At 69.4% G+C, this 13,837-nt stretch carries 12 protein-coding genes; 8 read left to right on the top strand and 4 right to left on the bottom strand.

What is annotated here, in order from left to right; genetic code table 11:
• Window positions 1-58: 58 nt before the first annotated feature.
• Entirely contained in the window at window positions 59-1,387 is a 1,329-nt protein-coding gene (locus FFG40_RS01595) for an ABC transporter substrate-binding protein (RefSeq protein WP_071404636.1), read from the bottom strand.
• A gap of 262 nt (window positions 1,388-1,649) precedes the next feature.
• Between FFG40_RS01595 and FFG40_RS01590 the strand changes: the two genes are divergently transcribed.
• The gene (locus tag FFG40_RS01590; RefSeq protein WP_138802038.1) at window positions 1,650-2,450 is read left to right on the top strand and encodes an SDR family oxidoreductase; all 801 of its coding nucleotides are present in this window, start codon (window positions 1,650-1,652) and stop codon (window positions 2,448-2,450) included.
• A 77-nt stretch (window positions 2,451-2,527) separates the two neighbouring features.
• On the opposite strand, the gene FFG40_RS01585 is transcribed toward FFG40_RS01590, so the two are convergent.
• The 3 genes from FFG40_RS01585 to guaB all read right to left on the bottom strand — a co-directional run bounded on the left by FFG40_RS01585 (window position 2,528) and on the right by guaB (window position 5,702).
• Complete coding sequence (locus tag FFG40_RS01585) at window positions 2,528-2,929, bottom strand: VOC family protein (RefSeq protein ID WP_071245439.1); 402 nt, start codon at window positions 2,927-2,929, stop codon at window positions 2,528-2,530.
• Window positions 2,930-3,096: 167 nt separating this feature from the next.
• On the bottom strand, window positions 3,097-3,993 hold the full coding sequence (locus FFG40_RS01580) for a hypothetical protein (protein WP_138802037.1): 897 nt from the start codon (window positions 3,991-3,993) through the stop codon (window positions 3,097-3,099).
• Between the two features lie 206 nt (window positions 3,994-4,199).
• The gene (gene guaB, locus FFG40_RS01575; protein WP_138802036.1) at window positions 4,200-5,702 is read right to left on the bottom strand and encodes an IMP dehydrogenase; all 1,503 of its coding nucleotides are present in this window, start codon (window positions 5,700-5,702) and stop codon (window positions 4,200-4,202) included.
• Window positions 5,703-6,028: 326 nt separating this feature from the next.
• Between guaB and FFG40_RS01570 the strand changes: the two genes are divergently transcribed.
• The 7 genes from FFG40_RS01570 (at window position 6,029) to FFG40_RS01540 (ending at window position 13,813) form a co-directional block, all read left to right on the top strand.
• Entirely contained in the window at window positions 6,029-7,339 is a 1,311-nt protein-coding gene (locus FFG40_RS01570; RefSeq protein WP_138803386.1) for a branched-chain amino acid ABC transporter permease, read from the top strand.
• 12 nt (window positions 7,340-7,351) lie between these two features.
• Entirely contained in the window at window positions 7,352-8,338 is a 987-nt protein-coding gene (locus FFG40_RS01565) for a branched-chain amino acid ABC transporter permease (protein ID WP_027466698.1), read from the top strand.
• Window positions 8,331-9,221 (top strand): ABC transporter ATP-binding protein, encoded by an 891-nt coding sequence (locus FFG40_RS01560; RefSeq protein WP_138802035.1) that lies wholly within the window; start codon window positions 8,331-8,333, stop codon window positions 9,219-9,221. Before FFG40_RS01565 ends, FFG40_RS01560 begins: the two co-directional genes overlap by 8 nt.
• Window positions 9,218-10,024 (top strand): ABC transporter ATP-binding protein, encoded by an 807-nt coding sequence (locus FFG40_RS01555; RefSeq protein WP_027466696.1) that lies wholly within the window; start codon window positions 9,218-9,220, stop codon window positions 10,022-10,024. Before FFG40_RS01560 ends, FFG40_RS01555 begins: the two co-directional genes overlap by 4 nt.
• A 323-nt stretch (window positions 10,025-10,347) precedes the next feature.
• Window positions 10,348-10,539 carry a hypothetical protein gene (locus FFG40_RS01550; protein WP_027466695.1) on the top strand — a complete coding sequence of 64 codons (192 nt, stop codon included), beginning with the start codon at window positions 10,348-10,350 and terminating at the stop codon, window positions 10,537-10,539.
• A gap of 206 nt (window positions 10,540-10,745) precedes the next feature.
• Window positions 10,746-11,864, top strand: a complete 1,119-nt coding sequence (locus FFG40_RS01545; RefSeq protein WP_138802034.1) for a GuaB3 family IMP dehydrogenase-related protein — start codon at window positions 10,746-10,748, stop codon at window positions 11,862-11,864.
• Between the two features lie 62 nt (window positions 11,865-11,926).
• Window positions 11,927-13,813, top strand: coding sequence for a glycerol-3-phosphate dehydrogenase/oxidase (locus FFG40_RS01540; RefSeq protein ID WP_071245430.1), 1,887 nt, complete (start codon window positions 11,927-11,929; stop codon window positions 13,811-13,813).
• The last annotated feature ends 24 nt before the right edge of the window (window positions 13,814-13,837 follow it).

The raw sequence follows: 13,837 nt of genomic DNA, 5'->3' as shown, positions 1-13,837 counted from the left end.
TCCCCCACGGAAGTTCCGTGGGGGACTGTCGCTTTCGTGAGCGGTGCTGGGCTGGGCCCTACTTCTTCACCGCACCCTGGATGGCGCTCTGGTAGACGGGCTTGTTGTCGCCGTCGAACTTGTAGATGCCGATGTAGGCGGCCGACGGGTCGTTGTTCTCGTCGAACGGACCGATGCCGGACGGGCCGGTGTAGTGGATGTCCTTGCCGTCGTCCAGGAGCGTCTTGCACTCCTTGAACGTCGCGCACTCGGTGCCGCCGTCAGCACCCGACACCGCAGCCATGTTGGCCTGGATCGTGCCGGAGTCGGTGCCCTTGCCCTTCACCGCGGCGAGGGCGGCGAGGACGGTGGCGTCGTAGGACTCCGCCGCGTACGAGTAGTCGGCGAGCGTCTTGCCCGACGAGTCCTTGTAGAACGCAGCGAGCTGCTTCTTGAAGTCGTCCTTCGGCGAGGCACCGGGGATGGTGCCCTGGGCGCCGGTCAGGGTGCCCTTGTCGAAGTCCTTCGAGTAGTCCGCCGTGTTGCCGTCGGACATGTAGATCTTCGCTTCGTTGCCCTGCGAGACGAGCTCCGGGATGATCGACTTCGTCTCGTCGAAGGCGAGGACGACGATCGCGTCGGGCTTCGCGGCCAGGGCCGCGGTCACCTCGGACGAGAACGTGGTCTGGCCGGGCGGGAACTCCTGGCCCTCACCCTTGCCGCCGTAGACGACCTGGCCACCCGACGCCTCGACCGCAGCCTGAACGGAGTTGCGGAGGCCGGTGCCGTACGTGTCGTTGAAGACCAGGAAGGCGACCTTCGCGTTGCCGTCACCGGTCACGAGCTGGCCGAGCGCGGAACCCTGCACCGAGTCCGGCGGTGCGGTCCGGTAGTAGTACGAGGAGTAGCCGGAGAGGTCGGTCGCGGTGTTCGCGGGCGAGATCTCGACGATGCAGTTGCTCGTCAGCTGGTCGATGACGTTCAGCGTGACCGACGAGGACTCGGCGCCGATCGCGACCGGCACCTTCGCGTTGACGAGCTTCGTCGCGGCGGAGCTCGACACGGTCATGTCGTTGCTGTCACCGGAGTCGGTCGCCGGGTCGATCGTGACGTCCTTGTCGAGGACGCCGCCCGCGGCGTTGATGTCCTTGACGGCCAGGCCGACACCGGACTCGGCCGGCGGGTTGAGGTAGGCCAGCGAACCGGTCAGGGGCAGGATCGTGCCGATCTTCAGCGCGTCCGTACCGGGGGTGTCCGGGGCCTTGCAGCTGGCGGCGGGATCCTTCTTCGCATCGCTCGACGCCGAGCTCGAGGGGGAAGCACTGCCGGTGGTGGAACACGCGGCGAGGAGGACGGCTGCTGCGCCCGCCAACGCCAGTGCCGCGGTGGCACGGGTGGTTCTGATCATCCGTGGAGCCCTTTCTCTGCGCGGAGGCTGTGCCGCTTCGGGTGAATGCGACGCCTCCACTGGATGTCGAGAAACGTAGGGTCCATGTGTTTCGCCCGTGTGACGGGGCGGTACGCAAAGGTGTTTCGTTACCGAGCCGTGACGTTCCTGTGCGCAGGGACAGGGATCGGCGCAGGAGCGACGGTGGCGGCGTGGCGACCCGACCTGCGCCAGGCGGATGGTCCGGCAGGGCGCCCGGGAGGCCCGGCGTACGTTCCGCCGCATGAGCGACTTCCAGCCCACCAAGGCCATCGTCACCGGCTCCGAATCCGGGATCGGCCGTGCGACCGCCGTCGCGCTCGCCGAAGCCGGCATGGACGTCGGCATCACTTACCTGTCCGAGCCCGACCGTGCCGAGGAGACCGCGGAGGAGGTCCGGAAGACCGGTCGTCAGGCCTTCGTCGAGCAGATCGACGTCTCCGACCTCGCCGGGGCGGCCGCCGTCGTCGACCGCCTCGTCTCGCAGCTGGGCGGCGTCGACGTCTTCGTGGCCGACGCCGGTACCGGCGACAACGCCCCGTTCCTCGAGATGACCCTCGACCAGTGGCGCCACACGGTCTCGACCGACCTCGACGGCGCCTTCGTCACGATGCAGGCCGCCGCGAAGCACATGGTGCAGGCCGGCACCGGCGGCCGGATCATCGGCATCACGAGCGTGCACGAACACCAGCCCCGCTCCGGCTCGAGCGCCTACGACGCCGCCAAGCACGGGCTCGGCGGCCTGCTGAAGACCATGGCGATCGAGCTCGCCGAGCACGGCATCACCGTGAACGCCGTCGCCCCAGGCGAGATCGCCACCCGGATGACCGGCGCCGAGGACGAGGACCCGCACACCATCGACCGCCCCGGTGTCCCGCTCGGCCGTCCCGGCAACGCGTGGGAGATCGCGGCAGCCGTGGCGTTCCTGGCCTCGCGAGCGTCGTCCTACATCACCGGGGTGTCCCTGCCGGTGGACGGCGGGATGCTGCAGATGGGCCCGCACGGCGGCTCGCACATCACGTCGAACGACTGGCGTTCGGCGTAGGAGCTCGGCCGGTGGTCCGGCGCTCTGGCGGTCCGGCCGGTCCGGCGGTCCGGTCAGCAGGCCGGTCGCCGGGCTGGTCAGCTCGGCTGGCCGGCTTCCTCGTCGAGTTCGGCCTGGGACCGCAGGACGCAGAACTCGTTGCCCTCCGGGTCGGCGAAGACCACCCATCCGCCGTCCGGGTGGCGCAGGTCGGCGAGCTCCACGGCACCGATGCCGCGGAGCCGCTCGACCTCTTCGTCGCGGGTGCGGTCGGTGGGGCGCAGGTCGAAGTGGATCCGGTTCTTCACGGTCTTCGCCTCGGGCACCTGGATGAAGAGCACGGTGTGCGACCGGTCGGGTGCCGTGATCTCGCACTCCTCGTGTCCGGGAGCGTTCGGGTCGTCGGGCAGGTCGACGTACCCGAGCACCTGCTTCCACCACTCGGACTGGGCGTAGGCGTCGCGGGAGTCGATCGTGGTGTGTGAGACGGCGCTGACCATGCGGCGACACTACCGCCGGGCAACGCAGCACGCCCCCGGGCGAAGACGCCGTCGTGGTGCTCTGACGCCGCGTTGCTTGCGAGACACCGCCGAATTCGGTGGCGTTTCGGGGACTCGGCGGCGTCCGACCCACACGACGGCGTCGTGCGCTCTCCGCCAGCCGCTGCTCACGAGTCCGGCTGGCGACGTGCGCTGATCGGCGCAGCACGGAACAAGGGGAGCCCGGCAGCCGACAGCACCGCAGCCAGCGCTCGTGCATCCGCGGCCTCCCGCATCGTCCACCGCGCGAACCCGCGTACCTCCGGCAGTCGACGGAGGGTGTCCTCACGGGTCTTCTCGTCCCAGAGGGCTCGGGGGACGTCGTACTTCAGGCGACCGTCGAACTCCCCGATCACGCCTGCGTCGGGCCACCAGAAGTCCGTTCTGAACCTGCCGCGCGGCGTCGCGAACTCGTGCTGCAACTCCGGGGCAGGAACCCCGAGGAGATGAGCGGTGACGCGGCTGATCGACTCCCCCGGGGATTCGGCCCGCGCATCCGCGAAGGCGACGGCCGCAGCGGCCTGTCGGCATCCACGCACGCGTCCGAGGGCTTCGACTGCGCTGGCGAGTACTTCACGACGGAGCAGGTCGAACCGGAGCACGTGGTCGAGGACGACGACGGCGTGGGTGAACGACTGCCGCCGTGCGATGTCGAGGACCGTCCGCTCGAGGGACGTCGTCGGGATACCGTCGACCACGACGCGCTCGCCGTTCCGGATCCGCCCGGTGTGACGAACGACGCCCCGACCGGTGTGCGTCTTGTCGAGCCGGACGTCGATCACGTGCAACCGCCAGTCGGCAGCGTCGAAGTCGGGCAACCCCCAGAGCGCAGCGGCCGAGGTCCCCGAGACGACGCAGTCGGACTCCAGGGACCCGTACCGTGCGCGGACGAACAGGCGCCGGCGTTCCAGGAGTGAAAGCGCCTCCCACTCGGGGCGTTCGACGGCGGCGCCGTGGAACAGACGCACCGGTTCGTGCAGGGCCGACGGGACACGGACCAGGACGGTCTGGGCGATCGCGTTCATGCCCGCAGCTTGGAACGCGGCCACGGCGCGCGGCGACGCGCACGTCGGACCGGTGGAGAGCCTCCAGGCCGTTGTCGGCTGTGGAGGAGTCACAAGACGCCGTCGTCTCCGCACCACGCCCGGAAAGCGTTGAGACGCCGCCGAATTCGGCGGCGTCTCAACGACACGACGGCGTCTTCCGGACCAGACTCGGCCCGGACCAGCACTCAGCTGCGGTAGTTGGGTGCCTCGACGACCATCTGGACGTCGTGCGGGTGGGACTCCTTGAGCCCCGCCGCGGTGATGCGGACGAACTTGCCACGGGCCTTCAGCTCGGGGATCGTGCGACCGCCGACGTAGAACATCGACTGGCGCAGCCCGCCGGTGAGCTGGTAGACGACGTTGCCGACCGAGCCGCGGTAGGGCACCTGGCCCTCGATGCCCTCGGGGATGAGCTTGTCGTCGTTCGGCACGTCCGCCTGGAAGTAGCGGTCCTTCGAGTACGAGGTCTTCTTGCCACGGGTCTGCAGGGCCCCGAGGGACCCCATGCCGCGGTAGGCCTTGAACTGCTTGCCGTTCACGAACACCAGGTCACCGGGGGACTCGTCGGTGCCGGCCAGCAGCGAGCCGAGCATGACGGTGTCGGCACCGGCCACCAGGGCCTTCGCGATGTCGCCCGAGTACTGCAGGCCACCGTCGGCGATGATCGGCACACCGGCTTCGCGTGCGGCGAGGGAGGCCTCGTACACGGCGGTCACCTGCGGCACGCCCACACCGGCGACGACGCGCGTGGTGCAGATGGAGCCCGGGCCGACACCGACCTTGACGGCGTCCACACCGGCGTCGATGAGCGCCTGGGCGCCCGCGCGGGTGGCGACGTTGCCGCCGATGACGTCGATCGCGTCGAACGTCGGGTCGGCCTTGAGGCGGCGGACCATGTCGAGCACGCCTTCGCTCTCGCCGTTGGCGGTGTCGACGACGAGCACGTCGACGCCGGCGTCACGCAGGGCCTCGGCACGCTGCCACGCGTCGCCGAAGAAGCCGATCGCGGCACCGACGCGGAGCCGGCCCTCGTCGTCCTTCGTGGCGTCCGGGTACTGCTCGCTCTTGTCGAAGTCCTTGACGGTGATGAGGCCGCGGAGCTTGCCCTCGGCGTCGACCAGCGGCAGCTTCTCGATCTTGTGCTGCGCGAAGATGGCGATCGCCTCTTCGGGGTCGATGCCCTCCATCGCGGTGATCAGCGGGGCCTTCGTCATGACGTCGCGCACGTACGTGGTGGCCTGCTCGAACGTGGCCACGAAGCGCATGTCGCGGTTCGTGATGATGCCGACGAGGGTGCCGTCCTGCTCGACGACCGGCAGGCCGGAGACACGGAACTGGCCGCAGAGCGCGTCGACCTCGGCCACGGTGGCGTCCGGGGTGGTGGTCACCGGGTTGGTGATCATGCCCGACTCGGAGCGCTTGACCTTGTCGACGTAGGCAGCCTGGTCCTCGATGGACAGGTTGCGGTGCAGGATCCCGATGCCGCCCTGGCGCGCCATGGCGATGGCCATGCGGGCTTCGGTGACGGTGTCCATCGCGGCGGAGAGCAGCGGGACGGTGACGGAGATCCGCTTGGTGAGCCGGGACGCCGTGGACGCCTCGCTCGGGATGACGTCGGTGTGCCCGGGCAGCAGCATGACGTCGTCGTACGTGAGTCCGATGAATCCGAACGGATCCGGCTGGTCCATGGGTCCCCTTCGTGGGCGAGTGAAGTGTCGAGACACCGGGAACACGACGACGGGTTCCGGATAGGACATGGTAACGCGAGCGGCTGTCGCCGCATTCCGCCTGGAGGCACGGATCGCGCCCGCCTCGGAGCATTCCTCCACAACGTCACAGTTCGGGTACGAATCACACAGGGAACGTGTTGGAAACACGGGTGTCACAAAATCCCCATAGGTTCCTCGTCATCCGAACGAGAGGCTCTTCCGTGGGATCCATCACTCCTCCGGGACGGGCGCAGCCGCGCCTGTTCCGCCTCCGCCACGCACGACGACGACCGGTCCTGGCGGCCGTGCTCGTCGCCGCGTTCCTGGCGACCTTCCTGATCGACTGGGCGGTCACCCTGCCGGCCTTCAGCGCCACCTCGGCACCGGCCACCAGCCAGGCGTGCACCGTCAGCCCCGACAACGGGTGCATCCAGGGCACGATCACCGACTCCGAGCGTGAACCGGCCGAGGGCGTCGACGTCGACGTGACCGGCCCGAGCGGTTTCGACCAGACGGCCACGACCAACGGCGACGGCCGCTGGTCGGTCAGCGTCGACACGGCCGGCGAGTACACGGTGAGCGTCGACCAGGGCACCCTGCCGAAGGGCCAGTACCTGACGAACGCCGCCGACGCCGAGCGCAAGGTGCAGGCCACCCTGAACGCCAACGTCGGCCAGATCTTCCAGCTGTCCGACCAGAAGGGCGCCACGACCTCGGCGGACTCGTCGGGTGTGAGCATCCAGCGGGCCTGGCAGCAGTTCGCCTCCGGGCTCCGGCTCGGGCTGCTCATCGCCCTGGCGTCCATCGGGCTCTCGCTCATCTACGGCACGACGGGGCTGTCGAGCTTCTCGCACGGTGAGCAGGTCACCCTCGGCGGTCTGCTGGCGTACGTGTTCGCCAACCAGCTCGGCTGGAACATCTGGGTCACCGGCATCGTCGTCACGCTGTTGTGCGCGGCGACCGGGTACCTGCAGGACGCCGCGATCTGGCGGCCACTCCGGCGCCGGCGCATCAGCCTGACGCAGCTCATGATCGTGACGATCGGTCTCTCGATCGCGGCCCAGTACGCGTTCCAGTACTTCTTCGGTGCCTCGACGGTCCGCATCCAGCAGGGCAACCCGGAGACCGTCCGGTTCGCCGGCGTCACCCTCACGGTGCAGTCCTACGTCGCCATGGGGATCGCCCTCGTGGTCCTGGTGGCGACCGGGCTCTTCCTGGCGAAGACGCGCTTCGGCCGGGCGACCCGCGCCGTGTCCGACAACCCGGCGCTCGCCGCGGCCTCCGGCATCGACGTCGACCGGGTGATCCGCTTCGTGTGGACGCTCGCCGCCGGCCTCGCGGGGCTCTCCGGCGTGATGCTCGGACTCGTCCTGAACGGCGTGAACTGGCAGACCGGGCTCCAGCTGCTCCTGCTCATGTTCGCCTCGGTCACGCTCGGTGGCCTCGGCACCGCGTACGGCGCCCTGGTCGGCTCGATGATCATCGGCGTCGTCGTGGAGCTCACGAACCTGGTGCTCCCCGGTGACTTCAAGTACGCCACCGCCCTCGTCATCCTCATCCTCATCCTGCTGTTCCGGCCGCAGGGCATCTTCGGCCGCGCCGAGCGGATCGGCTAAGGGAGCACGCGCATGGACTACATCCTCAACCTGCTGTCCTCGCTCACCCAGGAGGCACTCGCCCCGACGACGGCCGCGTTCGCCCTGGCCGCGATCGGCCTGAACGTGCACTTCGGGCTCACCGGCCTCGTGAACATGGGCCAGGCGGCGTTCCTGCTGCTCGGCGCCTACGGCTTCGCGATCTCGATCACGAACGGACTGCCGTTCGTGATGGCGGTCCTCATCGCCCTGCTCGTCGCGATCGTGTTCGCGATCATCCTCGGCATCCCGACCCTGCGGTTGCGCGGCGACTACCTGGCGATCGTCACGATCTCCGGCGCCGAGATCATCCGCATGGTGGGCCGCTCGAGCCTGCTCACCTCGACCACGGGCGGCTCGAACGGCATCACCGGGTCGAGTTACCGCGACCCGTTCACCGCCCTCAGCCCGCTGCCCGACGGCACCACCACGATCCTGTGGTTCACGTACGCGAACAACGGCGTCAACGGCTGGTGGATCCGCATCGCGGCGTGGGCCATGGTCGCCCTGTTCACCCTGGTGCTCTTCCTGCTCATGCGCAGCCCGTGGGGCCGCGTGGTGAAGGCCATCCGCGAGGACGAGGACGCCGTCCGCTCGCTCGGCAAGAACGTCTACTCGTACAAGATGCAGGCGCTCGTGTTCGGTGGGGCGCTCGGTGCGATCGCGGGCATCATCTACGTGCTGCCGAGTTCGGTGCAACCGGACGCCATGGGCCGCTCGATGACGTTCTTCATCTGGACGGCGCTCATCCTCGGTGGTGCGGCGACGGTGTTCGGACCGGTGCTCGGAGCCGTGCTCTTCTTCGTCGTCCGGCTCTTCATCCGCACGCTGGCCGGCGACTTCATCCCCGACTCGATCATGAACGCGCAGCAGGCCGAGCAGTTCTCGTACGTGCTCGTCGGCGTCGCGCTCATGCTGCTCATCGTGTTCCGTCCACAGGGGTTGCTCGGCAACAAGAAGGAGCTGACGTTCAGTGTCTGAGACCTACGGCCACGCCAAGGCCGACCCGATCCTCACCGTCGACGACGTCACCCGCCGCTTCGGGGGCATGACCGCCGTGGACGTCGACCACCTCGAGGTCCAGCGCGGCTCCATCACGGCCCTGATCGGCCCGAACGGCGCCGGCAAGACCACGTTCTTCAACCTGCTCACCGGGTTCGACAAGCCGAGCCCGGGTGCGAAGACGCAGTTCAACGGTGCCACGCTGCAGAAGACGAGCGCGACGCACATCGCGAACAAGGGCATGGTCCGCACCTTCCAGCTGACCAAGGCGCTGTCCCGGCTCACCGTGATGCAGAACATGCTGCTCGGTGCCCGCGACCAGCCCGGCGAGAACTTCTTCGCCGCCCTGGTCAAGCCGGTGTGGGCGAAGCGGGAGCGCGAGATCACGGCCAAGGCCGAGGACCTCCTCGCCCGGTTCAAGCTCGACACGAAGGCGGACGACTACGCCGGCTCGCTGTCCGGCGGGCAGCGCAAGCTGCTCGAGATGGCCCGGGCGCTGATGTCCGACCCGACGATGATCATGCTCGACGAGCCGATGGCCGGCGTGAACCCCGCGCTCACCCAGTCGCTCCTCGGGCACATCCAGTCCCTGCGCGACGACGGCATGACCGTGCTCTTCGTCGAGCACGACATGCACATGGTCCGGCACATCTCGGACTGGGTGGTCGTGATGGCCGAGGGCAAGGTCGTCGCCGAGGGCCCGGCGGACACGGTGATGGACGACCAGGCCGTGATCGACGCCTACCTCGGTGCGCACCACGACACCGACCTGGGTGACGACTCGCTCCTCACCGAGGAGACCTTCGAGGAACTGGCGGAGGAAGTCGCCGAAGAGGACGCAGCAGAGGAGACGACCCGATGACGGACGCAACGGACCCCACGAACGCGAGCAGTGCCTCCAGTCCGTCCCCGGCGGCCACGCTGGAACGCGAGCCGGTGCTCAGCGCGAAGAACCTCGTCGCCGGCTACCTGCCGGGCGTGAACATCCTGAACGGCTGCGACCTGGACTGCTACCCGGGTGAGCTCATCGGCATCATCGGGCCGAACGGTGCGGGCAAGTCGACGCTCCTCAAGGCGCTGTTCGGGCTGGTGTCCATCCGCGAGGGTTCGGTGACCCTGCAGGGCGATGACATCACGAACCTCAAGGCGAACAAGCTCGTGCAGGCCGGTGTCGGCTTCGTGCCGCAGACGAACAACGTGTTCCCCTCGCTGTCGATCGAGGAGAACCTGCAGATGGGGCTGTACCTGCGGCCCCGGAAGTTCGCCGAGCGGCTCGAGGTCATCTACGACCTGTTCCCGGTCCTCGCGCAGCGGCGCAACCAGCGGGCCGGATCGCTCTCGGGTGGTGAGCGGCAGTCCGTCGCGATGGCCCGTGCGCTGATGATGGACCCGAAGGTGCTGCTGCTCGACGAGCCGAGCGCCGGACTGTCCCCCGTGCGTCAGGACGAGACGTTCCTGCGGACCCGCCGGATCAACAAGGCCGGTGTGTCGATCATCATGGTGGAGCAGAACGCGCGACGCTGTCTGCAGATCTGCGATCGTGGGTACGTGCTCGACCAGGGGAAGAACGCGTACTCGGGCACCGGGAAGGAACTCGCTGACGACCCCAAGGTCATCGAGCTCTACCTGGGGACGCTCGCCAAGGACGTCGACGCACAGCGCTAGCGCTGTCGTCGGCTACGGGTACCGCTGTGGGGGTGGTATCCGTGACGGGTGGGGCCGTGCGTGGTCGCTTCGCGCCGCACGGCCCCGCTCCTGTACCCGGCCGGGAGGCACGGCTCGCCCCGCGTCGCATGACTGTGGTCGCATGACGCCGTCGTGTTCCGTTGACGCCGCGGTCCCGTCGAGACGCCTCGAAATTCGGCGGTGTCTCGTGGGCGTGGCGGTGTCCTGCGCTGACGACGGCGTCTTCCGTTGATGACGGCGTCGCCCGTCGTACCCGGCCCGGAGGCGCGGCTCGCCCCGCGCGGGTCGGTATCGTTCCGCGGGTGCGCACCTCCGGTCCCCTCGTGCTCGACGCCCTCGTCTGGCTCGTGTTCATCGCGCTCTTCGTCGGGGCGGCGTTGCTCGTCAAGGTCGCGGCCGTGCTGCTCGTCGTCCTCGTGGTGCTCGCGCTCCTGCTCGGCTTCGTGCTGCGGGCGCTCCGGAAGCGCCGACGGGCGCCGCGGCGCCCGCGCTGACGACTCCGCGGTGTCGGCTGCGTGATGACGGCTCCGCACTGTCGGCTGCGTGGTGCGAGGTTCCGCACGTCGTGCGACCCTCGCGACCTCGCACCGGAAACGGAACCTCGCACCGTACGCGGCAGCCCTCGCACGGTGCGAGGGCGCCCGGCGCCCGCACCGTCCGGCCCGTGCACGCCGCAGAGCCCGCCCGGTAGGCTGTCCGAGTGAGCGAAGTCGAGATCGGTGCAGGCAAGCGCGGACGTCGGGCGTACGCGTTCGACGACATCGCGGTGGTCCCCTCCAGGCGGACGCGTGACCCGCGCGACGTCAGCGTGCAGTGGTCGATCGACGCGTTCACGTTCGCGTCGCCGATCCTGTCCGCGCCGATGGACTCCGTGTCCTCGCCGGCGACGGTCATCCAGATGGGCAAGCTCGGCATCCTCGGTGTGCTCGACCTCGAAGGTCTGTGGACCCGCTACGAGGACCCGAGCCCGTACTACGACGAGATCAAGTCGCTCACCGACGGCAACGTCACGAAGCGCATGCAGGAGATCTACTCCGAGCCGATCAAGGCCGAGCTGATCACCGCACGCCTGGCCGAGATCCGTGCAGCCGGGGTCCCGGTCGCCGGTTCGCTCAGCCCGCAGCGCACCCAGGAGTTCTCGAAGACGGTCGTCGACGCCGGTGTCGACCTGTTCGTCATCCGCGGCACCACGGTCTCGGCCGAGCACGTCTCCCAGACCGAGGAACCCCTCAACCTCAAGAAGTTCATCTACGAGCTCGACGTCCCGGTGATCGTGGGCGGTGCCTCGACGTACACGTCGGCGCTGCACCTCATGCGCACCGGCGCCGCCGGCGTGCTCGTCGGCTTCGGTGGCGGCGCTGCGTCGACCACCCGCGCCGCGCTCGGCATCCACGCCCCGATGGCCACCGCCGTCGCGGACGTCGCCGGTGCCCGTCGTGACTACCTCGACGAGTCGGGCGGCCGATACGTGCACGTCATCGCCGACGGCGGGCTCGACACGGCGGGCGACATCGTCAAGGCCATCGCCGTGGGCGCCGACGCCGTCATGCTCGGCACCGCACTGGCCCGTGCGACCGAGGCCCCGGGTGGTGGCTACCACTGGGGTGCCGAGGCACACCACCCCGAGCTGCCCCGCGGCCGCCGGGTCGAGGTGGGCACGATCGCCCCGCTCGAGAACGTCCTGAACGGCCCGACGCCGACCCACGACGGCCGCGCGAACCTCGTCGGTGCCCTGCGCCGCTCGATGGCCACGACCGGATACTCCGACGCCAAGGAGTTCCAGCGAGTAGAAGTGGTCGTGGCGCCGTACCACCAGTGACGGTGGCACCCGGGCACGACCCCGGGTGACGCCACGGCGCCGACCGTGACCCGGAGGCGACGATGGCCAAGTCCAGCACGACGAAGCAGACCAGCACGGCCGGACGTCCGCGTGACGTCGCGCCCGGCGTGGGGTTCGACCCCGCGGCGAAGCTCGGCCCGGACGAACGTGCCGCCGCGATCGAGACGCTGAAGACCAAGGAGCTCGACGTCCTGGTCGTCGGCGGCGGGATCGTCGGTGCGGGCAGTGCGCTCGACGCCGTGACCCGCGGCCTGAGCGTCGGCATCGTCGAGGCCCGCGACTGGGGCTCGGGGACGTCGAGCCGCTCGTCCAAGCTCGTGCACGGCGGCATCCGCTACCTGGAGCAGCTCAACTTCGCGCTCGTCCGAGAGGCCCTCATCGAACGCGGCCTGCTGCTCCAGCGCATCGCCCCGCACCTGGTGAAGCCCGTGCGCTTCCTCTACCCGCTCAACCACCGGGTGTGGGAGCGCTTCTACATCGGCATCGGCATGGCGATGTACGACGTGTTCAGCTGGTCCGGCGGCCGTCCGCCCGGCGTCCCGCACCACCGGCACCTCAGCCGGAAGCAGGTGCTCAGGAACATGCCCGGGCTCAAGAAGGACGCCTTCGTCGGCGGCATGACGTACTACGACGCCCAGGTCGACGACGCCCGCTACGTCGCGTCGCTCGTGCGCACCGCGGCCTCGTACGGCGCCGAGGCAGCGAGTCGTGTCCGCATCGAGGGGTTCATCAAGGTCGGAGAGCGCGTGGTCGGCGCGCAGGCCCACGACATCCAGACCGGCGAACGGTTCGAGATCCGCGCGAAGCAGGTCGTCAACGCCACCGGGGTCTGGACCGACGACACCCAGGCGATGATCGGCACCCGCGGCCAGTTCAAGGTGCGGGCGTCGAAGGGCGTCCACCTCGTGATCCCCCGGGACCGGTTCCAGTCGAACACGGGCATGATCCTGCGCACCGAGAAGAGCGTGCTCTTCGTCATCCCGTGGGGCCGGCACTGGCTCGTCGGCACGACCGACACCGACTGGTACCTCGACAAGGCGCACCCGGCAGCGACCGCGGCGGACATCGACTACATCCTCGAGCACGTCAACAAGGTGCTCGCCGTCCCGCTCACCCGCGAGGACGTCGAGGGCGTCTACGCCGGACTCCGCCCGCTCCTGGCGGGGGAGTCCGACCAGACCTCGCAGCTCAGCCGGGAGCACGTCGTCGCGCACACCGTCCCGGGCCTCGTCGTGGTCGCCGGCGGCAAGTGGACCACCTACCGGGTGATGGGCAAGGACGCCATCGACGAGGCCGTCGCGGCCATGGACGGCAGGATCCCGGAGTCGACGACCGAGGACATCCCGCTCCTCGGCGCCGAAGGGTACCCGGCCGCGTGGAACCGACGCGCCCGCACCGCACGGAGCTTCAACGTGCACAAGGTCCGCATCGAGCACCTGCTCAACCGGTACGGCACCCTCGCGACCGAGGTGCTGCAGCTCGTCGAGCAGGACCCGGCGCTCGCCGAGCCGCTGCCGGGGGCCGACGACTACATCGGCGCCGAGGTCGTCTACGCCGCCTCGCACGAGGGCGCCCTGCACCTGGAGGACGTCCTCGCCCGCCGCACCCGCATCTCCATCGAGGCGTGGGACCGCGGCGAATCAGCAGCGCCCGTCGCCGCGAAGCTCATGGCGGACGTGCTCGGCTGGGACCAGGAGACGACCGAGCACGAGGTCGCGAACTACCTGAAGCGCGTCGCCGCCGAACGGGAGTCGCAGCTGCAGCCCGACGACGAGAGTGCGGACCGCGTGCGGCTCGAGGCCCCGGACATCGCGTTCGGCTTCGACGAGGACGACGTGGTCGTGGGCGGCGGTCGCTCGGACGGCGCCGAGGGCGCGAAGGCGTCCGACGAGCAGGTCGTCGGCGAGAAGACGAGCGAGCCGGAGTAGCGAGGCCAGCAGACGCCGTCGTGT

Source organism: Curtobacterium sp. KBS0715, from assembly GCF_005938005.2.
GTDB classification, from domain to species: domain Bacteria; phylum Actinomycetota; class Actinomycetes; order Actinomycetales; family Microbacteriaceae; genus Curtobacterium; species Curtobacterium flaccumfaciens.
Note: the sequence above shows the minus strand (reverse complement) of the source record. Positions and strands in the feature narration are given on the sequence as shown.

Bases quoted from the DNA above. Each gene is read 5' to 3' on its own strand.
- FFG40_RS01585 (WP_071245439.1), bottom strand. From the start codon at position 2,929: ATGGTCAGCGCCGTCTCACACACCACGATCGACTCCCGCGACGCCTAC.
- FFG40_RS01540 (WP_071245430.1), top strand. From the start codon at position 11,927: ATGGCCAAGTCCAGCACGACGAAGCAGACCAGCACGGCCGGACGTCCG.
- FFG40_RS01555 (WP_027466696.1), top strand. From the start codon at position 9,218: ATGACGGACGCAACGGACCCCACGAACGCGAGCAGTGCCTCCAGTCCG.
- guaB (WP_138802036.1), bottom strand. From the start codon at position 5,702: ATGGACCAGCCGGATCCGTTCGGATTCATCGGACTCACGTACGACGAC.
- FFG40_RS01590 (WP_138802038.1), top strand. From the start codon at position 1,650: ATGAGCGACTTCCAGCCCACCAAGGCCATCGTCACCGGCTCCGAATCC.
- FFG40_RS01580 (WP_138802037.1), bottom strand. From the start codon at position 3,993: ATGAACGCGATCGCCCAGACCGTCCTGGTCCGTGTCCCGTCGGCCCTG.
- FFG40_RS01565 (WP_027466698.1), top strand. From the start codon at position 7,352: ATGGACTACATCCTCAACCTGCTGTCCTCGCTCACCCAGGAGGCACTC.
- FFG40_RS01595 (WP_071404636.1), bottom strand. From the start codon at position 1,387: ATGATCAGAACCACCCGTGCCACCGCGGCACTGGCGTTGGCGGGCGCA.